Here is a 23,430-nt window from a genome sequence, read left to right as displayed (position 1 = left end):
TTCAGGAGAACCAATCCAGTACATTAGTGTGCAATAGTCGCAATCCTGCCGCCATTTGTGTCCTATAGAGTTGCCAGAGGTAAATTTCCCCTGCTGCAATCGCAGGCTGAGCAAATCATGTTGTTATTGCGCGTGATTTCCGCCTATGAATGCCGCGCTACAATAAAGATCAGGCAGGAGCTTCGAATGCAGGTTTTCGTCAATATCAAGCCAGCGGCACGTGTTTTGACCGCCGGTACAGCGCTTTCGCTGATTTTCGGCAGCGCGGCCATGGCAGCTGACGCCAATGCAGTCGCCGAGCGTATCAAGACACTTTACGCAAAACAGGGTGGCGAACTGAACTTCGCCAATGTTCAGGCGAACGGCTCCGACATCGTGCTTCAGGGCACCAAGATCAAGCTGCCGACCATCAGCGAAGGCGAAACGGCCCTCGGCGACGTGACGCTCCAGAACGTTCAGGATGCGCCGGACGGCGGCTACAGCATCGAGCAGATCACCGTGCCCGATCTTGCCTTTGCCGGACAGGAAGACAAGAACGACAAGGCCGAAATCAAGGGCCTTTCGATGCAGAACGTGCATATTCCGTCTGAAACGGCCAAGGGCCCGCTCGACAGCATGGTCATGTATGACAAGATGAAGATCGACGAAATCCAGTTCGGCACGCCCGGCAAGGATGGCGCTACCGTGAAAGGCTTCGATCTGTCGCTTGACACCACCAACAAGGCCGAAAAGATCGGCTATGTCTGGACCATCGCCAATATCGACGCGACCTTTGAAAAGGGCGGCAAGAACCCGCTTGCGCCGCTCGACATGAACACGTTCAACGGCTCTCTGAACTCCAAGGGTAGCTGGTCGCCAGCTTCAGGCGACACCTCGCTCGACCAGTTGGAGCTGCAGGCAGAGGAACTCGGCAAGATCAACATCACCGGTAGCCTCGGTGGGTATGATCTGGCTTTCCTTGAAGCCGTCCAGAAGACACAGGAAAACATGAGCAAGGCGGACGCCGACAAGGACGCTGCCGGTCTTGCGATTCTGGGTCTGGCGGAACAGCTGAACCTGAAGAACCTGTCGATCCGCTTCGACAACGAAACCCTGACCCAGAAGCTTCTCGACTATTACGGCAAGCAGCAGGGCGCCGATGGCAAGCAGCTTGGCGAGCAGATGAAGATGATGGTTCCGCTGATGGCGACACAGCTGAAGAACCCGGAATTTGCCCAGCAGCTCAAGGCAGCATCCGACAAGTTCTTCGACGATCCGAAGTCGCTGACCATCAGCGCCTCGCCGGACCAGCCGGTAACCTTCGCTTCCATCGTTGCTACGGCATCGCTGGACCCAACGAAGATCATCCAGCTTCTGAAGGTTAGCGTCGACGCCAACGATTAAAATGAAAGAGCCCGGTGCGTTTTCTCACCGGGCTTTTCTCTGCTTAGAGCGATCCCAGTTAAAACGGAAACATCGACCCGCTCTATCCCTTTGTTTTTACGCATTATACCACGCAAAACCGCTTCGCACTTTTGCTGGAAATGCTCTAATAAAAAACCCGGCTCAAGGCCGGGTTTTTTGTTTTTCATAAAGGTCGGTTAGCTCTTCTGAACGGGAGCCAGACGGATATGTAGGTCGCGGAGTTGCGCCGGCGACACATCCGAAGGTGCATTCATCAGAAGATCGAGCGCCTGCTGGTTCATCGGGAACAGCGAGATTTCGCGCAGGTTCTTCGCGCCGACCAGCAGCATGATAACGCGGTCAACACCAGCAGCCATGCCGCCATGCGGAGGCGCACCGTACTGGAACGCACGGTAGAGACCGCCAAAACGCTCCTCCACATCCTGCTGGCTGAGGCCGACCTTTTCAAAGGCCTTGACCATGACGTCCGGCAGCTGGTTACGGATCGAGCCCGAAGCGATTTCGAAGCCGTTGCAGACCAGATCGTACTGGTAAGCCTTGAGCGTCAGCGGGTCCTGCGTTTCCAGTGCTTCCATGCCACCTTGCGGCATCGAGAACGGGTTATGCGCAAAGTCGAGCTTCTTGTTGTCTTCATCCCATTCGTAGAACGGGAAGTCGATGATCCAGGCCAGCTCGAAACGATCACGATCGACGAGGTTCAGTTCCTCACCGGCGCGCGTGCGGGCATCGCCTGCGAACTTGTAGAACTTGGACGGCAGACCGGCAACGAAGAAGCAGGCATCGCCGTCTTCAAGGCCCATCTGGATGCGGATCGCTTCAGTGCGCTCTTCACCGATGTTCTTGGCAATCGGGCCTGCGCCCTCAAGCTTGTCGCCTTCCTTGCGCCAGAAGATATAGCCGAGACCCGGCTGACCTTCGCTCTGCGCCCAGGAATTCATACGGTCGCAGAATGCTCTGGAGCCGCCGGTCTTGGCCGGGATTGCCCAGACTTCGACCTTCGGGTCGTTGGCGATCATGTTCGCGAACACCTTGAAGCCTGAACCGGCGAAATGATCGGTCACAGCCTGCATTTCAATCGGGTTGCGCAGGTCCGGCTTGTCCGAACCATAGGTGCGGATCGCATCGTCATAGGCAATGCGACGGAAAGTCTGCGTCACCGGCTTGCCTTCGGCAAACTCTTCGAAAATGCCGCGCATGACAGGTTCCATCGTTTCCCAGACTTCTTCCTGGGTCACGAAGCTCATTTCAAGGTCGAGCTGGTAGAACTCGCCCGGCAGGCGGTCCGCACGCGGGTCTTCATCGCGGAAGCAAGGTGCGATCTGGAAGTAGCGGTCGAAACCGGCAACCATCAGAAGCTGCTTGTACTGCTGCGGCGCCTGCGGCAGCGCATAGAACTTGCCCTCGTGAATACGGCTCGGCACGAGAAAGTCGCGTGCGCCTTCCGGCGACGAAGCCGTCAGGATCGGCGTGCTGAACTCGTTGAAGCCGATTTCGGTCATGCGGCGACGCATCGCGGCAATGATCTTGGTGCGGCTCATGATGTTCTTGTGCAGCGTTTCGCGGCGCAGATCGAGGAAGCGGTATTTCAGGCGGATATCTTCCGGATAATCCGGCTCGCCGAAAACTGGCAGCGGCAATTCCTTGGCAGCGGCCAGCACTTCAATTTCCGTTGCGAAGATTTCGACTTCGCCGGTCGGCAGATTCGTATTGACCGCATCGCCTGCGCGGGCCTTCACTTCACCATCGACACGGATAACCCATTCGCCGCGAACGGTTTCGGCAACCTTGAAGGCAGGCGAATCGGGATCGGCCACAATCTGGGTAATGCCATAATGATCGCGAAGATCGATGAAGAGAATGCCGCCATGGTCACGGACGCGGTGAACCCATCCGGAAAGGCGAACGTTAGAACCAACGTCCGTCTTGCGAAGGGCTGCGCAGGTATGGCTGCGGTAACGGTGCATGATTTCTGCCTTTGGAATAATAAGTCAGTACTGACTGACGAAACGCTTTAAATTCTCGCGGAAAAGCGCATTTTGACCGGGTTTTGTCAAGTCTGCACTCCCTACGGGTTTTGGTGTTAAACCACCTTGACGTAATGTGTCGACAAAAAACACTATGTGCGTGTTAAGTGGAGCGCCAGTTCATGATTATTTCGCGACAAGCGGCAAAGCTTCGCCTCTTTGTTTTGTCGCATTATTCGACGCAAAACCGCTTCGCACTTTTGCTGGAAATGCTCTAAAAGGTAGACATGCATCTGATCACGACAACGCAGGCCCTCGAAGAGGCCGTATCCGCCCTCGCCAAATCCGATTTCGTAACAGTCGATACGGAATTCATCCGTGAAACGACGTTCTGGCCGGAATTGTGCCTTATCCAGATGGCTTCGCCGGACCATACGGCGCTCGTGGACGCGCTTGCGCCGGGGCTCGACCTCGTGCCGTTCTTCCGCCTGATGGCCGACGAAAAGGTGGTCAAGGTTTTCCACGCTGCACGGCAGGACATCGAAATCGTCTTCCACCTCGGCGACCTCATCCCGTCGCCTGTCTTCGACAGTCAGGTGGCGGCAATGGTTTGCGGATTCGGCGATGCCATTTCCTATGACCAGCTCGTGCAGAAGGTCACGGGCAAGCAAATCGACAAGTCGTCCCGGTTTACCGACTGGCGCCGTCGTCCGCTTTCAGACAAGCAGCTCGACTATGCTCTGGCCGACGTTACCTATCTGCGCGACATCTATCTCTATCTGAAGGACGAACTTCAGAAAGAAGGTCGCAGCGAATGGGTCAACGAGGAAATGGCAGTGCTGACCGCCCGCGAAACCTACGACATGCACCCGGATGATGCATGGCGACGGGTGAAGGCCCGTGTTCGCAAGCCGATCGAGCTTGCCATCATGCAGTCCGTCGCCGCATGGCGGGAACGCGAAGCGCGCGAACGCAATGTGCCGCGCGGGCGTATCATCAAGGATGACACCATCGCTGAAATCGCACAGCAGCAGCCGCGTGATGCGGAAGCACTCGGTCGCCTTCGTTCCATCCCCAAGGGATGGGAGCGTTCAGCACAGGCTGCCGGGCTTGTCGCCGCGATCCAGTCTGCGCTTGAAATTCCCAAGGAAGATTTGCCAAAATTGCCGAAGCCGTCGCATTCGCCGGAAGGCAGCGCCGCCGCTGCAGATATTCTCAAGGTGCTGCTCAAGCTTGTGACCGAAGAGCACGGCGTTGCGGCAAAGATCGTGGCCAGCTCGGACGATATCGACAAGATCGCCGCAGAAGGTGACAACGCCAATGTGCCTGCCCTGCATGGCTGGCGCCGTGAGGTTTTCGGCCAGAAAGCCCTTGATCTCATCGACGGAAAAATCGGCATCAAGTTCGAGAACCGACGGATCAGGGCAGTTGAGTTAGGGGAGTAAGTGATTAAGGCAGTAGGGCAATAAGGCAGTAAAATAATATGTTAATGCTCGCGTCAAACATACTGCCTTACTGCCCTACTCACCTACTGCCTTATTCCCGCATCCCCTCAATGGCCGCATTACCAACCGCGAAATAGATGTTCTTTCCGGTCAGCTTGGAAAGCTGCTGCAGGCGACCTTCAGGGCGATCAGAAATCAGATCGGCAAGATCGCCCGGAACCACCAGCGCAATGCCGTTTTCGTCCTCACGCCAGACAAGGCGGGGGATGACGCCCGGCATCGACGCCGACAGAAGATAGACCACGCGCAGCAGGGCTCCGAGCAGCTTCGCCCGCTCGCGCAGGCGCGGTGTGGCAAGCTGCATGATCTCCGGCGCAATCTCGTCCTCGATCAGCCCTTCGTGGCGATAATAATTGGCAAGCGCCATGAAGGAACGTCCGGCATGATCAATACCGCCGAATGAGCCATGGGCGATGATGTTGAGCGCCTGCGACCCGCGATAATCGGGGTGCGCGCGCCAGCTTATATCCGCCACGAGGCAGGCAGCCTGCCTGTAGCGTGCTTCGTCTTCGGTCTCATCGAAACCGAGTACCGGCAAAGACAACGTCGTCCAGGTTGCCAGTTCGCGGGCATGACGTGGCGAGCGTGAGCGCAGAATGGACAATTCGTCCGCCGAAGCGAGCAGAGGATCGAGCCGCTGCTCGTTCTTGGGCAGAAGTGAATAGAGATAGCCTTCACGCACACCGAGCGCCGAAAAGACGATCTTCGAAGGCTTCATCAGACGGATCGTCTCAAGCAGCACCGTAGCGCCATAGGACAAAAGCTGACGGCGGTTTTTCGAAACCGCTTCGATGCCGCGCATCGTGTCGAGATTGCCCTTGGCAACGCGCTTGAGGAAGCTTTGTGCTTCCACCGGGTTCATCTCGTAGCCGTGCATGACGTGCAGCGGATAGTTCTTCGCCGTCATATGCAGCTTGGCAAGGTTACGCCATGTGCCACCGACCGCGTAGAAAGCCTGGCCCTGATGCGCTTCCAGAAGCGTCGCCTTTGCCAGTTCCGTGCGTGTGATCTTTGCTGCTTCGGGCAGTTTTTCGTTGGACATATCCTGCAAACGCAGGCCGCCGAGCGGCAAGGTGATCCCCTCGCCCACTTCATGGTCGTCCACTGCGATCAGCTCAAGGCTGCCGCCGCCAAGATCGCCTGTCACGCCCTTCGGCTGATAGAAACCGGAAATGATGCCGAGCGCCGAGTAATAGGCTTCTTCCTTGCCGGACAGCACTTCGATGTGACGACCGAGAATAGCCTCTGCCTGTGCGATGAAATCCGGGCCGTTTTTCGCTTCACGCGCAGCGGCTGTGGCCAGCGCATGAATGGAAACCGCACCGGCCTGTTCTGCGAGCGCACGAAAACGTTTCAGCGCACGAAGCGCCGCTTCAACGGATTTCTCGTTAAGCTTGCCGGTCTTCGCCAGGCCTTTTCCGAGGCCGCAGAGAATCTTTTCGTTGAAAAGCACCGTCGGCGAACGGACGATGCCTTCATAGATGACGACACGGATCGAGTTCGAGCCAATGTCGATGACCGCGACGGGCTTGAGTCCCTTCAGGCGGCCTTGTGCTAAAGCTGCGCTCATACAGTCGTTTTTCTTTCCGCCTGCGCGCGCTTGCGATGCGCGATAAGGCGGGGGGCCGAAGACTTCAGCGACTTTCCGCGACCCGACAGGCTAGGATTGGTCATGAAATATTCCTGCGCGTTGAAAGCTTCCTCTCCTGCTTCTTTTTCTATCCGGCGAGAGGTGCCGTCCGCAAGTAGCTGATAGCTCTGTTGGTTATCAATTATGTTGGCAAACATGATTTGCGACAGGATTTGCTGCTGCACTGTGGCATTTGTGATCGGAACAAGGGTCTCCACGCGGCGGTCGAGATTGCGCGGCATCATGTCGGCGGAACCGATATAGACGATGGCCTTGTCGGAAGGCAGATCATTGCCGTTTCCGAAACAGAAAATACGGCTATGCTCCAGAAAACGCCCAACTATCGACTTGGCGCGAATATTGTCGGAAAGCCCCGGAACACCCGGACGCAGACAGCAGATACCACGCACAACCAGATCAATCTGCACGCCAGCCTGGCTCGCCATATAGAGCGCGTCAATTATCTGTGGATCGACAAGCGAGTTCATCTTCATCCAGATCGCCGCCGGACGCCCGGCCTTCGCATGCGCAACCTCGTCCTCAATGTGTTTGAGGATTCGCGCGCGGAGCGTGAAAGGTGAAATCGCAATTTTCATCTCTTCTGCCGGCTGGGCATAACCGGTGATGAAATTGAAGATATGCGCCACATCGCGGGCAATATCCGCATCCGACGTGAAAAACGACAGATCGGTATAGATGCGCGCTGTGATCGGGTGATAGTTGCCGGTGCCCAGATGCACATAGGAGCGCAGCCTCTGGTCTTCGCGGCGCACGACCAGCGACATTTTCGCGTGGGTTTTCAACTCGATGAAACCGAACACCACCTGCACGCCTGCGCGTTCCAGATCGCGTGCCCAGCGAATATTCGCTTCTTCATCGAAGCGCGCCTTCAGCTCGACCAGCGCCGTCACCGACTTGCCCGCCTCGGCGGCATCGACCAGCGCGCGCACGATCGGGCTGTCATTGGAGGTGCGATAGAGCGTCTGTTTGATGGCGAGCACATCCGGGTCTGCCGCCGCCTGACGCAGGAACTGCACCACCACGTCGAAAGATTCATACGGGTGATGAACCACGATGTCCTTTTCGCGAATCGCTGCAAAGCAATCACCGCCATGCTCGCGAATACGCTCCGGGAAACGCGGATTATAGGACACGAATTTCAAGTCTTCGCGCGGGATCGAAACGATCTCCGAAATCATGTTGAGCGCCAGAAGGCCTTCATGCACGCTGATGCGGCTTTCCGAAACGCTGAGTTCCGTGGCCACAAAAATACGCAAGGCCTCCGGCATTTCGCCGTCGAACTCGATGCGGATCACCTGTCCCCGGCGGCGACGCTTCAGCGCTGTCTCAAAGAGGCGAACGAGATCTTCGGCCTCTTCCTCCACTTCGATATCGCTGTCGCGGATGATGCGGAACGTACCGGCGCCACGCACCTCGTAACCGGGAAAAAGCCGCCCGATGAACAGGCTCACCGCGTCTTCGATGGTGATGAAGCGATAAACGCTCTGCTGGTCGGTCGGCAACTGGATAAAGCGCTTCAGCGCGACCGGGATGCGCAGGAGCGCCGTCATCGGATGATTATCGGCACGTCGCGCAAGCTGCAGGGCGATGGAAAAGCCGAGATTAGGAATGAAAGGGAACGGATGCGCCGGATCGATCGAGAGCGGCGTCAGGACCGGGAAGATTGTTTCGAGGAAGTGGTTTTCAAGCCAATCCTTTTCCGGCCTTGAAAGCGCTGATGGGCGGACGATCTCGATGCCGTCCTGTTCCAGTTCCTCACGCAACGCGCGCAGGCGTTGCTGCTGTTCTTCCTGCAAGCGCCCCACTTCATCCAGAACGAAGTCGAGCTGTTCCTGCGGCGTGCGTCCATCGGCGCTGCGCAGCGCCACACCGGCGCGCACCTGAGCGGCGAGACCGGCGATGCGGACCATGAAGAATTCATCGAGATTGGCGGCGGAAATCGACAGGAAGCGCAGGCGTTCGAGTAGTGGCTGCCGCATGTTCGCGGCTTCTTCGAGAACACGCCGATTGAACTGCAACCAGGAAAACTCGCGATTGACGAAACGGTCGGCACTTTGCATCAACTCGCCGTTCAAAGCTTTGTGAACGGCGGGGCCTGCTTCCATGCCGGGAACAATGGCTGGGTTGGGGGCTAAGCCGGCTGTCATCTCGTGTGTCCCGCCTTCAGTCACGTTGGGGGTTTCGCTCGCCATAACGCTGTTTTCGCTCATTTTTCCTATCCCGACTTCCACCGGAATATTCCGGCTCTGCCTTAAGCCTATGGCTGTCATATGACAGTTTGATAGCAATTAGCCTGAAATGTCCTCAGAATTGATGAAAACGCTTCCGGAAACAAGACTTTCGCGGTACACGCATGCCAATGTCTATGCATGATCTCGCCCGGAACCGGACTCAAGACCATGCTCATACCGCCATCGACCAGAACCGGAGCATATCATGTCCGATCACATCATTCCTCACTTCCAGAACGACGCCGGCCATGCTGCCATCGAAATCGGCGTGAAGGAATTCATGTGCGTCGGTGCAAACCCACCTTTCGATCACCCGCACGTGTTTCTCGACATGGGCGATGAAAGCGAAGTCGTTTGCCCGTATTGCTCGACGCTCTATCGCTACAACGCCAAGCTGCATGCCGACGAAACCGTTCCGGCTGGCTGCGTTTACGAAGCACCTGCTGATAAGGCTGCTTAATCCAAACAGCCTTCATAAGGCTGAATGCCGGATGATCTCATCGACATGAGCAAAGGGCGCATATTGATCGCTGGGGCCGGAGTTGCCGGTCTGTCGGCAGCACTGGAGCTGGCAGCGCGTGGCTGGAATGTCCGGCTTGTCGAAAAGGCTGAAACCCTTTCGGAAGTCGGTGCAGGCTTGCAACTTGCGCCCAATGCAATGCGCCATCTGGAACGGCTCGGCATTGCCGACCGACTTTCCAAGCAAGCTGTAACGCCTGAGGCGCTCTACCTCATGGATGGGCGCAATGCGCGCGCACTGATGGAAATGAAGCTTGGTGACAAGGCTCGTCAGCGCTGGCATCATCCTTATGTCGTTTGCCATCGCGCCGATCTGCAATCCGCCTTGCTCGATGCCTGCCGCGAAGAGCCGGACATAGAGATCAGCCTCGGCGCTGAAATCACAAGCCATCACGTTGAAAACGGCGCCGTGGCAGCCACCATCCGCCATGGCAATTCCGAAGAATCCTTCGATGCCGCCTATCTGATCGCCTGTGATGGCGTCTGGTCGACGGAGCGTTCAAAGGCGGGCTACAGCAAGGCACGCTTCAGCAGCCATATTGCCTGGCGCACAACCCTTGCAGCTAGAGCCCTGCCCGCGTCGTTTTCGTCCGCTATTGCGACCAGCAATGCAGTCTCCGCTTGGCTGGGCAGGCAGGCGCATTTCATCGCCTACCCGGTCAAGGGCGGCGATTTCGTCAATTTTGTCGCCATCACGACAGGCGAAAATCCCGGCGAAGTATGGTCCAGAACCGGCGACCCGGCGCGTCTGCGCTCTATCTATGCGGATTGGGGAGCGCCCGTTCGCGATGTGCTGGCGACTGCCGATGAATGGACCTACTGGCCGCTTTTCGAAATGGCGGACGCGCAATTCATCGGACCGGACCGGACGATCTTTCTGGGTGACGCGTCGCACGCGGTCACACCTTTTGCGGCGCAAGGTGCCGCCATGGCAATCGAGGATGCCGCAGCACTCGCCGAAGCGCTGGACAGCCGCGACCGCGAAGCAGGCCTGAAGCGTTTCGACATCGCCCGTAAGGAACGGATCACGGCAGTCGCCAAGCGTGGTCAGCTGAACCGGTTCGCCTATCACGCAACCGGCATATTCGCGATTGGCCGCAATACGCTCTTCGCCATACGCAGCCCGGATAGTTTCCTGAAGGATCTGGACTGGCTCTATGGCTATGATGCCATTGCGGCCATACGAAACTAAGCTGCGTCGCGCGCCGCTTCGAGCGTCGCAACATCGAGCTTGACCATCTTCATCACGGCATCGGCGACCCGCTGGCGCTGTTCGGCAGTTCCATTCTGCAGGACATCCAGCAGCATCTGCGGCACGACCTGCCACGAGAAGCCATATTTATCCGTCAGCCAGCCGCATTCCATTGGCGCACCGCCCTCCATCAGTTTCTCCCAGAACATGTCCAGTTCCACCTGATCCTTGCATTGGACGAAAAGCGAGACTGCCGGGGAAAACTTGAAAGTCGGCCCGCCGTTGAGACCGGATATCGCCTGTCCGTCGAGCGTGAAGTTCGCAACAACCACATTGGTGCCTTCGGGCTGGTGGGTGTGCTCAAACTGGATGAAACCATCGACGGAGGCCGATCTTCCGCAGGCACGGAAGATCGAAACATAGTGGTTCGCAGCTTCTTCAGCCTGCCTGTCGAACCAGAGACAAATTGTCAGACCTGACATTTTCTCCTCCCTACCGCATCGGCCTGAAAATCGGTTTCGGTTTTCGAAAAGCCGATGCATAGATTCAATAGATTAGAAGACTAGACTGCCTTGTGCGCCCGTAAGGATGCACAAGGCACTAGGTATTTGTTTTCGGAATCAGACCACTAGCCCATGACCTTGCTGGCTTCTTCCATATCCATCCACATCAGTTCCCAGATGTGACCGTCAAGATCTTCGAAGCTGCGCCCATACATGAAGCCGTAATCCTGTTTCGGACCCGGATCGGCCTTTCCGCCAGCGTTTACCGCTTTCTCTACTGTCGCATCGACTTCTGCCTTGCTTTCTGCAGACAGACAGACCAGCACTTCGCTGATTGTGCTGGCATCGGCGATCTTCTTCGGGGTGAACTGGCTGAACTTTTCGTGGTCGAGGATCATCGCATGGATAGTGTCCGAGAAAACCATGCAGGAAGCCGTGTCGTCCGAGAACATGGGGTTCTTGGTAGCACCTATGGCTTCGTAGAAGCTGGTGGACTTCGCAACATTCTTCACTGGCAGGTTCACGAAAATCATTTTCGGCATAAAATTTCCTCCGTTGGCGGGCTACACGGCCCGATCTTATTTTACGATTATCTATCGCCTGCCCTGCTCCCCCGGCGATAAGGTCGAGCTGTGAGTCTCAGACCCGGTATACATCCGATTCTTGAGCCTTCCGGGCCTAGGCAAGTCACGCAATTGGCATAGGAAGAACTCAAAGTTCGCTTGTACATAATGGCAGATAAGTTATAATTAGCAACCATGAAGTTAGAAAAAGTAACCAAATCGGAAAAGCCAGCCGCCAAACGCAGTTATGACGATGCCTGCGCTGCGGCCCATGCCCTTGATTTGATTGGGGAACGCTGGTCTCTTCTGGTCATGCGCGAATTGATGTTCGGCCCTAAACGCTTCAGTGATCTGAGGGCTGATCTGCCGGGCGTGAGTGCAAATGTCCTCACGCAGAGGCTAGAAGGGCTGGAAGAGGCGGGCATACTGCGCAAGACGAAACTCCCCCCTCCGGCATCGGTGCAGGTCTACGAACTGACCGAGTGGGGTTATGAAAGTGAACCAATTCTTCAAACATTGGGTCGTTGGGCTGCACGCTCACCAAAACATAATCCCAACCTGCCGATTTCAACCGCTTCCTTCCTGCTTTCGCTGCGGACCATGATGGATCATGACAGGTCTCTCGGTCTGCGCGCAGTGATCGGCCTCCGTCTGGATGGGGAGGATTTCACCGCCTATCTGGATGATGAAGGAGTTCGGATAGAGCGCGGCACTGCGCAGAAATACGATCTGCATTTTGAAAGTTCACCACGGATGCTGGCTGCCGCGATCTATGGCGGACAACCTCTTTCCGCTCTGGAAAGCGCCAATGTTCTCAAGGTCATAGGCGACCGTTCCCTGGCTGAAAAATTCGTGACGCTGTTTCCGCTTCCCGACAAGGCTCCGGCGCCGGAATAAAATACGCAACTTTTTAGTTGCGTATTTTCTCGATCGCTTTATATTGGCAACCGTTGAGTTGCCAATTACGGAGGATGCATATCATGACTATTGCAAGCAATACAGACCGCATCGTGAAGACCGTCGACATTCATGCAGGGATCGACCGCGTATGGCGTGCGCTCACCGATCATGAAGAATTCGGGAGCTGGTTTCAGGTCAAGATCGACGGTCCATTCGTCGTCGGCACCCACTCGTCAGGACGCATCACCTATCCCGGCTTCGAGCAGGAGCCTTGGGAATCCTTTATCAAGGAAATGAAAGCTCCAACCTATTTCGCCTTCACATGGCATCCTTACGCCATAGACCGCAGCATCGACTATTCGAAGGAACCGCCGACGCTGGTGGAATTCAAACTGGAGCCAGTCGAGGCCGGAACGCGGCTGACGGTCGTCGAAAGCGGTTTCGACGCCCTGCCTGCCGAACGCCGACCGCTGGCGTTGCGCATGAACGAGGGCGGCTGGGAGGAACAGGTTGGCAATATCAAAAGACACGTCGAAAATGCATGACAGGCCAGAGATGACAGGCACGGACATCTCCATCGTTTTTGCAGCGCTAGCCGATCCGACCCGGCTGGCGCTCATAGAAACCCTGAGCGATGGCGAAAGCCGTTCGATTGTGGTGCTCTCGCAGAATGGCAGCATCACCCGGCAGGCCGTCACCAAGCACCTGTCGGTGCTCGAACAGGCAAGACTGGTCGAACGGGAAAAGGTCGGACGGGAGAGCAGGTTTCGCCTGCAAGCTGCCCCGCTGATCGACGCCCGCGCCTATCTCGCAACCGTTTCCAGCCAGTGGGATAACGCACTCCAGCGCCTGCGCCGGTTTGTGGAAGATTGAACTGAAACCATTCTAACGCTGGTTGAAAAGCAGAGAGGATGTGCCCTTCACGAAGCCGAGCTTTTCGTAGAAGGGCACAAGCCGTTCCGGGCAGTAAAGCTCGAAGCTTTTTACGCGCTTCAGTTTTTCATGGTTGAGAATGCGTTCGACAAGGGCTTGCCCCAGCCCTTGTCGCCTGTGCTGTTCCGAGACAATCACATCGAAAATCAGCGCCTTGAAAGTGAAGTCGCTGAGAACGCGGGCAAAGCCTGCGATCTTGCCTCCTGCGTCGAGGCAGAAAAGAAGCACATCACAATGCGCGAGCATATTGGTGACATCTTCAAAGTTCCGCTCTTTCGTCCACCATTCTTTACTGTAAAACTCATGAAATTCACGGTATTGCTTTGGTGCGAGTTTCTCCACCCATTGAAAATCCGTCATGATTTGCCTCTCGCGTTTTACAAAGCCATCAGTCGCAAAGGCGTTCCCCAATGGCAATTCAGATTGAGCAGACCTGTCCGATCTTTCGCATTTTCGACGTAGAAAAAGCCCGTGAGTTCTATCTCGGTTTTCTCGGGTTCAGTCTGGATTGGGAGCATCGATTTGCCGAAGGAATGCCGCTTTATATGCAGGTTTCTCGCGGCGCATTGGTCCTGCATCTCAGCGAGCATCATGGTGACGGAAGCCCCGGCGCCAATATTTTCGTGCGTATGCAGGGCGTTGAGGAACTGCACGAGGAGATCAGTGCGCGCGGTTACCGCTTCATGCGGCCGGGGATCGAAAATGAACCATGGGGTCGCGTGATGGCGGTCATCGACCCCTTCGGTAATCGCATCCAGTTCTGCGAAGGTCCACACGACGAATAAATAAAAAACACCCGCCAGATTTTCTGACGGGTGTTTTGATTTCATGCGATGAACCCGATCAGTGCAGGATCTGGCTCAGGAACAGCTTGGTGCGTTCGTGCTGCGGATTGTCGAAGAACTCGTTCGGCGAATTCTGCTCGACGATCTGGCCCTGATCCATGAAGATCACGCGGTTGGCAACCTGACGGGCAAAGCCCATTTCGTGCGTCACGCAGATCATGGTCATGCCTTCGGCAGCGAGGCTCACCATCGTATCCAGCACTTCCTTCACCATTTCCGGATCGAGAGCCGAGGTCGGCTCATCGAACAGCATGACCTTGGGGTTCATGCACAATGCGCGAGCAATCGCGACGCGCTGCTGCTGGCCGCCGGAAAGCTGGCCCGGATACTTGTTTGCCTGTTCCGGAATTTTCACACGGGCCAGATAGTGCATCGCGACTTCTTCCGCCTGCTTCTTCGGCATCTTGCGCACCCAGATCGGTGCAAGCGTGCAGTTTTCCAGAATGGTCAGATGCGGGAAGAGGTTGAAGTGCTGGAACACCATGCCGACTTCGCGGCGCACTTCATCGATTTTCTTGAGGTCGTTGGTCAGTTCGATGCCGTCAACGACGATCTTGCCCTTCTGGTGTTCTTCCAGACGGTTTACGCAGCGGATCATGGTCGATTTACCGGAACCCGACGGCCCCGCCACAACGATGCGCTCGCCGCGCATGACCTTCAGATTGATGTCGCGAAGCACGTGAAATTCACCGTACCACTTATGCATATTGGTGATTTCGATGGCGACATCGGTTTTGGAAACCTGCATCTTCGAACGATCGACGTCGAGCTCGGATTGCGACAGGGCGCTTTGTGCACTCATTTCCATTATTCCCTTTATTCTTATCGTTTATGACCCGTGTCGAGCCGTCGTTCCATGAATATAGAGTATCGCGACATTGCGAAACAGAAAATCCAGAAAACGAAGCCCGCAAAGATCAGACCGGTGGCAGGCGTCTGTGGAGAAGCCCAATTGGCATCGGAAAAATTCTGACGGACGATGCCCAACAGATCGAACATGCCGATGATGTAGACAAGGCTCGTATCCTTGAAGAGACCTATGAAGGTGTTCACGATGCCCGGAATCACCAGTTTCAGCGCCTGCGGCAGGACAATCAGTCCCGTTTTTTGCCAGTAGCCCAGACCTAGGGCATCCGCACCTTCATATTGCCCGCGAGGAATGGCCTGAAGGCCACCGCGCACCACTTCCGCCATATAGGCCGAAGCGAAAAGCGCCACACCGATCAAGGCGCGCAGCAGCTTGTCGAATGTAACGCCCGGTGGCAGGAACAGTGGCAGCATGACGCTGGCCATGAACAGCACCGTCACCAGCGGAACGCCACGCACCATTTCGATGAAGATGATCGAGAACGTCTTGATGACAGGCAGCTTTGAACGACGTCCGAGTGCAAGCACGACGCCAAAGGGTAGCGACACGGCAATGCCCACGAAGGATAGGACAAGCGTGACCAGAAGCCCGCCCCAAAGTGGCGTTTCCACATAGGGAAGACCGAACCATCCGCCCACCAGCAGGAAGAAGGCGACTATCGGAAACACGAAGAAGAACAGGATCGCGTTGAGAACCTTCTTCGGTGCTTTCGGGATCATGAGTGGCACGAGCAGGACGACGAAGATCAACGCAGTCAGATTGACCCGCCAGCGTTCGGAAATCGGATAGCGCCCATAGATGAATTGCTCATATTTCGCATTCACGAATGCCCAGCAGGCGCCCGACCAGCCTTCCGGTTGCGCACCGCCCTGCGCGACAGTTAGGCAAGCCGTGCGATCCGTACCGGTCCACACAGCCTTGATGAACAGCCACTCGATAATCGGCGGAAGGAACCATGCCACGGCCAACAGGCCGAGAATGGTCAGCGCCGCATCGACAGGCGTTGCGAACAGGTTGACGCGCAGCCAGTGAGAAATACCCTGCACGGAGCGCGGAGGTGCCTCGCCATCCGCCAGTTGTGTACGGACATATTGGAGATCTGCGTTTTCCATTGTCATCTCTCCACCAGTGCCATCTTGGCATTGAACCAGTTCATCAAGCCGGAAACGAACAGGCTGATCCCCAGATAGATCACCATCCAGATCGCCACGACTTCGACCGCTTGGCCGGTCTGGTTGAGGATGGTTCCGCCAACCGCGACAAGATCGGGATAACCGATGGCGATAGCGAGCGACGAGTTCTTGATGAGGTTGAGATACTGGCTCGATAGCGGCGGGATGATAATGCGCAGCGCCTGCGGAACGATGATGAGACGCATCGTCTGACCGGGACGAAGCCCGACCGCATAGGCTGCTTCGGTCTGCCCCTTATTGACACCGAGAACACCGGCGCGAACCGTTTCGGCGATGAAGGAGGCCGTATAGAAGGACAGCGCCAGAAACAGCGCCAGAAATTCCGGCTTGACCTGCGCACCACCTGTCAGATTGAAGGTTCCCAGCTTTGGCAAGTCAAATGAAACCGGAAAGCCTGTCGCAATCAGCGCCAGTATCGGCAGGCCGATAATCAATGCAGCCGATACGCGTATCGTGTGGAAAGGCTTTCCCGTTGCCATCTGGCGGCGTTTTGCCCAGCGTGCAACGATGACCGACGCCACAATGCCGATGAGAAGCGCCACAGGCAGAAGCCACGCCCCCTCGCCCCATACCGGAGCTGGCATGAAGAAGCCGCGATTGTTGAGGTAGGTGCCGAGCGGAAGTGCAAAACTATCGCGTGCCTGCGGCAGGACGGACAGGACGCCGAAATACCAGAAGAAGATAACGAGCAGCGGCGGAATATTGCGGAAGACTTCTACATAGACCGTGCAGATCTTACGGATCAGCCAGTTGTGCGAAAGCCGGCCGATGCCGACCATAAATCCGATGATCGATGCCGTGACGACACCGAGCGCGGCAACGTAAAGCGTATTCACAAGGCCGACCAGAAAAGCCCGGCCATAGTTCGAATCGCTGTTGTACTGAATGAGCGTCTGGCTGATATCGAAACCGGCGCGACCATTGAGGAAACCGAAGCCGGACGCAATGTTTGCGCGCTGCAGATTGGTGATCGTGTTGCCGACTATCCAGTAGATAGCGCCAATGACCGCAGCAAAGACGATGACCTGATAGAAGATGCCACGAACACGCGGATCGTACAGGAGCGAAGTTCCGCCGCTGTCCTGGCGACGTTCAGTTGCAGAATAGGAAGCCATATGTTTCCTGTGCCTCTCGGCTGGCCACATCGACCTCGAACAAGAACGGCTGGCCGCATTTGCGGAGCAATATCTGACGTCGAGGCGTTGAATGCCGAGCCGTTCGGTCTTGCCGTCGCCTGCTCAGGCTCATCTCGAGCTTGCGGGCCTGCAAGACGCGGTTAAATTCCAAAAAGCAGCTTGTCAGCATTCAAATGCCCGCCAGATGCGGGGCCAGCAGCAAACGGACAAACTGCAGAGCCGAAAAATCCGGCGGGCGCTACCGCACCCGCCTGATGATCAGTCTGGAGAATAAGGCCCGTTAGCGGACAGGGATGCCATATTGCAGGCCACCCTTGTTCCACTGGGCATTGATACCACGTGCAATCTTGAGCGGGCTGCTGGCGCCGATGTTGCGCTCGAAAATCTCACCGTAGTTGCCGACGCCCTTGACGATCTTCACCACCCAGTCATTGTCAAGACCGAGATCGGTGCCGATCTTGGTGTCCGCTTCCACACCGAGAAGACGCTTGATGTCCGGATTGTCGGATTTCTTCATCTCTTCGACATTGGCCTGCGTAATACCGTATTCCTCGGCGTTGAGCAGCGCATTATGCGTCCAGCGAACGACATCCGCCCACTTGGCGTCGCCTTGGCGAACGGTCAGACCGAACGGCTCCTTGGAGATGATTTCCGGCAAGATGACGTGATCGTCCGGATTGGCAAGCGCCAGACGAACCCCGTAGAGGCTGGACTGGTCGGTCGTATAGGCATCGCAACGGCCGGAATCGTAAGCGGCATTGGCTTCTTCGATCTTCTCGAAGACAACCGGATTATATTCCATCTTATTGGCGCGGAAATAGTCGGCCATGTTCAGCTCGGTCGTCGTACCGGCCTGAACGCAGATGGACGCACCGGAAAGCTGCAATGCGGAATTGATGCCCGACAGCTTCTTCGAATTGATCATGAAGCCCTGGCCGTCAAAGTAGTTGATGCCAGCAAAATCGAGGCCGAGCGCAGTGTCGCGGCTGATGGTCCAGGTCGTGTTACGGATCAGGACATCCACTTCACCTGATTGCAGGGCTGTGAAACGCTCTTTTGCGTTTAGAGGGGTGAACTTCACCTTGGTTGGATCACCAAAAATCGCAGAAGCCACAGCGCGGCAATAGTCCACGTCGAAGCCGGACCACTCGCCCTTGTCGTTGGGCGAAGCAAATCCAAGCAGACCCGTATTAACGCCGCACTGCAGAAAACCTTTCGCCTTCACATCGGAAAGCGTGTCTGCGGATGCTCCCGAAGCGACACCAAACAGCGCCGCCGCACCCAATACACCCGTCATAAGAGTTTTTTTCATCTGGCCTGCAACCTTTTTTGTTCCCTGGAGAACGCCGAACCGTTGGTTCATAGCGCCTCTTGTTGCTTTATTTTTTGCATAAACCCGTTGGAAAAGCCGCGTGACCTCCCAAGCCCATGCCTACAGCAGATTGCCCTCGCCCGAGACCGCTATCCGGTCTTCGATTTTTGTTTTTGAGCGCAGTGACAAACCTGTCGCCTTCACAAGTCGTATCGAAGGCGAAATTTTGCCGTTGGTCAAGGCATTAACGTAGCCCGGTGTACAGACGTCTCAAAAAGATGAGGGAGAAATATTCAGAAATTTACACGGTTTCCCGATTTCTGGGTAGAGTCCTTCACAGGTGAAACCTATACCGCACCCACGTTAGATACGACAATTTAATTCAATTAATACAAATACTTGTATATCACTACCATCCCAGATATACGCCACCATCGACAACTTTTGGTAGAAATCAAACGCGCGGCATCGCGCTTTCATCATCCAAAGAAAAAATAATATTTCGCGTCGCCATATAGCGGGCAACCCACCAGGTCGCCACGAAACCGATCGTCAGACCTGCGAGAACGTCAGTTGGATAATGCGCGCCGGCCGCAAGCCTGCTGATCCCGAAGAGCATACATACAGTGACGGTCAGGATGCGCCAGCGTGGCAGGAATATCCAAAGCGAAACCATCATGATGCCCGCCATCATGGAATGGCCGGATGGAAAGCTCTCATAAAGAAACTGTCCCTTGAAAGGCGAGAAATAGGCAGCTCCCACATCATCCAGGAGAAACGGCCGCGCCCGACCTATGGCGAGTTTACCGATCTCGACGGGAATGCTGGCCACGACGATTGACGTCAGCACGAGTGTTGCCCAGCTATGGAGCTTCACGAACCAGGGCCTTGCACCGGCACGCAGTTTCGGCGAGAGCAGCATCGCCGTGACGAGCCACACCACCATGCCTATCGCGAGCCAGACTACAGTGCGAATCGCATCTGTAACCGTGCGCAGCAATTCCATGATGAGATTGGTGCTTTTCGCCGTTACCCGAATAATGTCTGCATCCCAAAGATGCAGCACAAGTATGATGAAAGGCAGAAGTACGACAATTGCGGTCATTTCAAGCGTCCAGGAGGACGGAGCGCCCTTGTCGGCCGGGCGCAGAAGAGCTTGAAGGAGTTCCAGCGCGGCGCGAAAGGGATAAAGAAAAATGCTTCCCGTGCTTGACGCCATCATATTGGAAATATCCTTTCACAAGCTTCTTACGCAACAAACAGCGCGCGAGGTTGCATCCAGCACGCGCGCATCCTATCCAAGTATTCAAAGTTTCCGCCGCAAACGGAATCGCAGATCTTTTTGCCGCAGCCGACCTTGATGCGCCCCGGCAGAATCCTCTCGTTCGAGAATCGGTGGGATAGCATGCAACATGGTCTGGAGGCATTTTCGTGACTAAGCAGCAGGGCAAGACAGAGAAGCTGGGTATAAACACACGGCTCACTCACGACGGCTATCAGCCACGCGACTATCATGGCTTCGTCAATCCACCCGTTGTCCGCGCCTCGACCGTCCTTTTTCCAGATGCGGAAACGATGGTGACCGGCGGCCAGAAATACACCTACGGGACACGCGGCACGCCGACCAGCGATGCGCTTTGCGCAGCAATCGATGCGCTCGAAGGATCGGCGGGCACCGTCTGCGTCCCATCCGGGCTCGCAGCGGTTACCATTCCGCTCCTCGCTTTCCTGTCACCGGGCGATCACGCGCTGTTTGTCGATTCGATTTATAATCCGACCCGTCATTTTGCCGATACGATCCTGAAGCGTATGGGCGTGGACGTCGAATATTACGATCCGGAGATTGGTTCCGGCATCGCGAAGCTGATGCGCCCGAACACCAAGGTCGTGTTCACGGAATCACCGGCATCCAACACGTTCGAGATGCAAGACATTCCGGCTATCGTTGAAGAAGCGCACAAGGGCGGCGCCATTGTCATGATGGACAATACATGGGCAACCCCGCTTTATTTCAAGGCGCTCGATTTCGGCGTGGACATTACCATCCATGCCTCGACCAAATATCCGTCCGGCCATTCCGATATTCTGTTCGGCACGGTTTCGGCCAACGAAAAATGCTGGCCGCAGCTTCTGGAAACCCACGGAACGCTTGGACTGTGCACGTCGGCTGACGACACCTACCAGATCCTGCGCGGCATGCGGACCATGGGCGTGCGGCTGGAACATCATCGCAAGAGCGCACTGGAGATCGCCCGTTGGCTTGAAAGCCATCCGGCCGTTGACCGGGTTCTGCATCCGGCACTGGAAAGCCATCCCGGCCATGAAATCTGGAAACGGGACTTTTCCGGCTCCTCCGGCATTTTCTCCATCGTGCTTGCCAGTGGCGGGCAAAAGGAAGCCCATGCCTTCCTCGATGCACTGGAGATTTTCGGTCTTGGCTATTCCTGGGGCGGCTATGAAAGTCTCGCCGTTCATGTCCGCCTCAATGACCGGACGGTAGCAAAAGGCGACTATCCGGGGCCGGTGATCCGACTGCAGATCGGGCTGGAGGACGTGCCGGACCTCATTGCAGACCTCGAAAAAGGCTTTGCAGCGATCTAATTCTGTTTTGCAGCGGCCACCTTGCGCGACCGCGCGCGGACCGTTTTCGTTGCCGTCTTCAAGGGTTTCGGCACGATTTCGGAGAGCCCTTCCACGACGGCCTCTATCATGGTGCAGGCGACGAAATCCGCCTGCATTTCTTCCCGTAATGCCTCGCGGTCAACGGATCGTGCTTCGCTCAGATCATGCCATAGCACCACGCCTATACGCACAGAAGGCCGCCGCCGTCGCAGACGGCGAACGGCAAACCGGGCGTGGCGCGCCGCCTGCCGATCCAGAAAACAGATAAGCAGCGTATCCCTTCCGGAAAGATCCAGCGCCCGGAGATTTGCCGGTTTCAGCGCATCATGCGCAACGGCTTCCGCTGAAGCGCCCTGTACGGCAAGCACCTGCGCCAGCATGATTGCAGCCGTATCGTCGAGCCCCTTTCTGCCCCCGAAGGTCAGAAGCGAACGGCCTTCGCCAGAAGGAAGCTCCAGATCGGAAGCACTGTCATCCCCGTCCGGATTCTCAATCGCTATCTCCTCGTCATCACCTTCTTCCTCGCTCGCAATCTGCTCCAGATTGGCGACCAGCGTCTTCGCGCTTTCGGCAACGATCTGAAGTTGCGGCTCAGTCAGAACTCCACGAAGGCGGTCTTGCTCTGCCATCAAGAGAGCGGGAATAGCGACCGAGCCGTAAAACTCGACCAGATATTTTTGCTCCAGCATTTCCTCGGCATTATCCGTAGCCTCATCCGGATCACCGGCCAAAAGGCGTTGATAGAGGCGTTCTTTCGGATCGAGCACAGGTTCGTTGCCAAACAGAATTTCCAGAAATTCAAACTGCGGCACATGACGTCCCAACACCACAAGGCAGACCGTCAAAGGTGTTGATAGAACAAGTCCGACAGGCCCCCACAGCCATGTCCAGAAAATGGCAGATACAATGATCGCGAGCGGTGACAGGCCGGTGCGAGAACCGTAAAGCCACGGCTCGATCACATTGTTTATAAGAAGCTCGATGATGACGAAGAGCCCGATCGTCCAGAGCAACAGGCTCCAGCCCGGAGCGACGGCAAAGGCGAGGAACAGCGGCAGGATCGCCGCAATGACCGGTCCGATATAGGGAACGAAGCGCAAAACGATGGCCAGCATTCCCCATAGAGCCGCATTCGGAATACCCAGTATCCAGAGACCGAAGGCGAGAGGCACGCCATAGGTTATATTCACCACAAGCTGGGTCAGCAAATACTGACCGACCCGCTTTCCCGCATCCTGCAAGGCTTCTGTCGTGCGGTGAAGATCACCATAGCCGACCAGCCTTATGAAGCGATCCCGCAGTTCCTCCCGTTCGAGCAGCATGAAAATCACCACAACAACGACAAGCCCGGTCGTCGCCAGCGGACCTATGAGTGGTTCGATTATGCTCCGAAGCGTTTCAACCGGATGGCGCGGCGCAAATATCTGGACGAGGAGCGGCTTTTCCTCCGGCTGGTCCGAAGGCAAAGCCTGTGTTTTTTGTTCCGGCCTGTTGATTTCGGTGCCGATGCGCTCGGCAAAGCGGTTGAGCCTGTCGAAGAAGCTGTTGTCGGAGCTTGCTTCCTTGAGGGTCCGGATTTTCTCAATGATGTTATATTGATAGAGCGAGATATTCTGCCCGACTTCCGAGACCTGAAAGGCAACCACCGCGCTGAATACAGCCACGATCAAAAACCCGCCTGCCACGCTCGTAATCACCGCGAACACTCGCGGAAGACCTGCCCTGCGCAGAAAGGCGACGATTGGCGCAAGCGCAAACGTCAGCAGCACAGCTATCGCGAGTGGCAGAAAGACGTCTTTTGCAAAATAGAGAATAGCAACGGCAACGGCCATTGCCGCCAGCGTCGGCAGGCGTGGTGGTGCAGTCGTGACGGAACGCACCGCAGAATCCGGATTGTCGATGCTCTCCATGAACCCCTCTTCAGCCTTTTCGTTTTCGCACGCATGCTTTTTGAAATTAGGCTTGTTAGCCGCAATAACTGAACAGGCGGCGTTCGGTTCCATATGGGAAAGAGGCAGACAATAAATTAATTTAGCATATACTAATAATAATATTGCCACCAATATTCCGATTCCAATAGAAGTAAATA

General features: G+C 56.1%; 22 protein-coding genes. 9 read left to right on the top strand and 13 right to left on the bottom strand.

Features of this window, described 5'->3' with window-relative positions:
• Window positions 1-186 precede the first annotated feature (186 nt).
• Window positions 187-1,383 carry an aq_1923 C-terminal domain gene (locus tag CQZ93_RS04265; protein WP_105543167.1) on the top strand — a complete coding sequence of 399 codons (1,197 nt, stop codon included), beginning with the start codon at window positions 187-189 and terminating at the stop codon, window positions 1,381-1,383.
• Here the strand turns inward: CQZ93_RS04265 and CQZ93_RS26550 are convergent.
• Both CQZ93_RS26550 and aspS read right to left on the bottom strand, forming a co-directional pair.
• On the bottom strand, window positions 1,380-1,571 hold the full coding sequence (locus CQZ93_RS26550; RefSeq protein ID WP_181153385.1) for a hypothetical protein: 192 nt from the start codon (window positions 1,569-1,571) through the stop codon (window positions 1,380-1,382). The genes CQZ93_RS04265 and CQZ93_RS26550 overlap by 4 nt on opposite strands.
• Before the next feature lie 9 nt (window positions 1,572-1,580).
• Window positions 1,581-3,368, bottom strand: a complete 1,788-nt coding sequence (aspS, locus tag CQZ93_RS04260; RefSeq protein WP_105541484.1) for an aspartate--tRNA ligase — start codon at window positions 3,366-3,368, stop codon at window positions 1,581-1,583.
• A gap of 287 nt (window positions 3,369-3,655) precedes the next feature.
• Here aspS and rnd point away from each other — a divergent pair, with 287 nt between their 5' ends.
• Window positions 3,656-4,813, top strand: a complete 1,158-nt coding sequence (gene rnd / locus CQZ93_RS04255; RefSeq protein ID WP_105541483.1) for a ribonuclease D — start codon at window positions 3,656-3,658, stop codon at window positions 4,811-4,813.
• A 91-nt stretch (window positions 4,814-4,904) separates the two neighbouring features.
• Here rnd and ppx read toward each other — a convergent pair whose 3' ends face one another.
• Both ppx and CQZ93_RS04245 read right to left on the bottom strand, forming a co-directional pair.
• The gene (ppx, locus tag CQZ93_RS04250; RefSeq protein WP_105541482.1) at window positions 4,905-6,443 is read right to left on the bottom strand and encodes an exopolyphosphatase; all 1,539 of its coding nucleotides are present in this window, start codon (window positions 6,441-6,443) and stop codon (window positions 4,905-4,907) included.
• Complete coding sequence (locus CQZ93_RS04245; RefSeq protein ID WP_286153425.1) at window positions 6,440-8,671, bottom strand: RNA degradosome polyphosphate kinase; 2,232 nt, start codon at window positions 8,669-8,671, stop codon at window positions 6,440-6,442. The genes ppx and CQZ93_RS04245 overlap by 4 nt, the downstream gene beginning before the upstream one ends.
• 289 nt (window positions 8,672-8,960) lie before the next feature.
• Between CQZ93_RS04245 and CQZ93_RS04240 the strand changes: the two genes are divergently transcribed.
• The gene (locus tag CQZ93_RS04240; RefSeq protein ID WP_010661074.1) at window positions 8,961-9,215 is read left to right on the top strand and encodes a zinc-finger domain-containing protein; all 255 of its coding nucleotides are present in this window, start codon (window positions 8,961-8,963) and stop codon (window positions 9,213-9,215) included.
• A gap of 45 nt (window positions 9,216-9,260) precedes the next feature.
• A complete protein-coding gene (locus tag CQZ93_RS04235; protein WP_105543166.1) occupies window positions 9,261-10,466 on the top strand; it encodes an FAD-binding protein in 1,206 nt (401 codons plus the stop codon).
• Here CQZ93_RS04235 and CQZ93_RS04230 read toward each other — a convergent pair.
• Entirely contained in the window at window positions 10,463-10,948 is a 486-nt protein-coding gene (locus CQZ93_RS04230) for a VOC family protein (RefSeq protein WP_105541480.1), read from the bottom strand. The two genes, CQZ93_RS04235 and CQZ93_RS04230, sit on opposite strands and share 4 nt — an antisense overlap.
• Window positions 10,949-11,094: 146 nt before the next feature.
• Window positions 11,095-11,511: a VOC family protein gene (locus tag CQZ93_RS04225; RefSeq protein ID WP_105541479.1), complete on the bottom strand. Its 417-nt coding sequence runs from the start codon at window positions 11,509-11,511 to the stop codon at window positions 11,095-11,097.
• 216 nt (window positions 11,512-11,727) lie between these two features.
• On the opposite strand from CQZ93_RS04225, the gene CQZ93_RS04220 reads away from it, so the two are divergent.
• The 3 genes from CQZ93_RS04220 (at window position 11,728) to CQZ93_RS04210 (ending at window position 13,305) form a co-directional block, all read left to right on the top strand.
• Window positions 11,728-12,429 carry a winged helix-turn-helix transcriptional regulator gene (locus tag CQZ93_RS04220; protein WP_105541478.1) on the top strand — a complete coding sequence of 234 codons (702 nt, stop codon included), beginning with the start codon at window positions 11,728-11,730 and terminating at the stop codon, window positions 12,427-12,429.
• Between the two features lie 83 nt (window positions 12,430-12,512).
• On the top strand, window positions 12,513-12,977 hold the full coding sequence (locus CQZ93_RS04215; RefSeq protein ID WP_105541477.1) for an SRPBCC family protein: 465 nt from the start codon (window positions 12,513-12,515) through the stop codon (window positions 12,975-12,977).
• A gap of 10 nt (window positions 12,978-12,987) precedes the next feature.
• Window positions 12,988-13,305, top strand: coding sequence for an ArsR/SmtB family transcription factor (locus CQZ93_RS04210; RefSeq protein ID WP_105543165.1), 318 nt, complete (start codon window positions 12,988-12,990; stop codon window positions 13,303-13,305).
• A 12-nt stretch (window positions 13,306-13,317) separates the two neighbouring features.
• Here CQZ93_RS04210 and CQZ93_RS04205 read toward each other — a convergent pair whose 3' ends face one another.
• A complete protein-coding gene (locus CQZ93_RS04205; RefSeq protein WP_105541476.1) occupies window positions 13,318-13,725 on the bottom strand; it encodes a GNAT family N-acetyltransferase in 408 nt (135 codons plus the stop codon).
• Window positions 13,726-13,775: 50 nt separating this feature from the next.
• Here CQZ93_RS04205 and CQZ93_RS04200 point away from each other — a divergent pair, with 50 nt between their 5' ends.
• A complete protein-coding gene (locus CQZ93_RS04200; RefSeq protein WP_105541475.1) occupies window positions 13,776-14,150 on the top strand; it encodes a glyoxalase superfamily protein in 375 nt (124 codons plus the stop codon).
• 58 nt (window positions 14,151-14,208) lie between these two features.
• On the opposite strand, the gene CQZ93_RS04195 is transcribed toward CQZ93_RS04200, so the two are convergent.
• The 5 genes from CQZ93_RS04195 to lpxE form a co-directional block, all read right to left on the bottom strand.
• Window positions 14,209-15,018, bottom strand: a complete 810-nt coding sequence (locus tag CQZ93_RS04195; protein ID WP_181153307.1) for an amino acid ABC transporter ATP-binding protein — start codon at window positions 15,016-15,018, stop codon at window positions 14,209-14,211.
• 14 nt (window positions 15,019-15,032) lie between these two features.
• A complete protein-coding gene (locus tag CQZ93_RS04190; RefSeq protein WP_105541473.1) occupies window positions 15,033-16,190 on the bottom strand; it encodes an amino acid ABC transporter permease in 1,158 nt (385 codons plus the stop codon).
• 2 nt (window positions 16,191-16,192) lie between these two features.
• Entirely contained in the window at window positions 16,193-17,386 is a 1,194-nt protein-coding gene (locus CQZ93_RS04185; RefSeq protein WP_105541472.1) for an amino acid ABC transporter permease, read from the bottom strand.
• Between the two features lie 301 nt (window positions 17,387-17,687).
• A complete protein-coding gene (locus CQZ93_RS04180; RefSeq protein ID WP_105543164.1) occupies window positions 17,688-18,719 on the bottom strand; it encodes an amino acid ABC transporter substrate-binding protein in 1,032 nt (343 codons plus the stop codon).
• A gap of 454 nt (window positions 18,720-19,173) precedes the next feature.
• A complete protein-coding gene (lpxE, locus tag CQZ93_RS04170; protein ID WP_105541471.1) occupies window positions 19,174-19,941 on the bottom strand; it encodes a lipid A 1-phosphatase LpxE in 768 nt (255 codons plus the stop codon).
• A 209-nt stretch (window positions 19,942-20,150) separates the two neighbouring features.
• Here lpxE and CQZ93_RS04165 point away from each other — a divergent pair, with 209 nt between their 5' ends.
• Window positions 20,151-21,320 carry a cystathionine beta-lyase gene (locus CQZ93_RS04165; protein ID WP_105541470.1) on the top strand — a complete coding sequence of 390 codons (1,170 nt, stop codon included), beginning with the start codon at window positions 20,151-20,153 and terminating at the stop codon, window positions 21,318-21,320.
• Here CQZ93_RS04165 and CQZ93_RS04160 read toward each other — a convergent pair.
• Window positions 21,317-23,251 carry an AI-2E family transporter gene (locus CQZ93_RS04160; RefSeq protein WP_105543163.1) on the bottom strand — a complete coding sequence of 645 codons (1,935 nt, stop codon included), beginning with the start codon at window positions 23,249-23,251 and terminating at the stop codon, window positions 21,317-21,319. The genes CQZ93_RS04165 and CQZ93_RS04160 overlap by 4 nt on opposite strands.
• Between the last annotated feature and the right edge of the window lie 179 nt (window positions 23,252-23,430).

Origin of the sequence: Ochrobactrum vermis, from assembly GCF_002975205.1 — a bacterium.
GTDB classification, from domain to species: Bacteria; Pseudomonadota; Alphaproteobacteria; order Rhizobiales; family Rhizobiaceae; genus Brucella; species Brucella vermis.
This window is presented reverse-complemented; position numbering and strand designations above follow the sequence as displayed.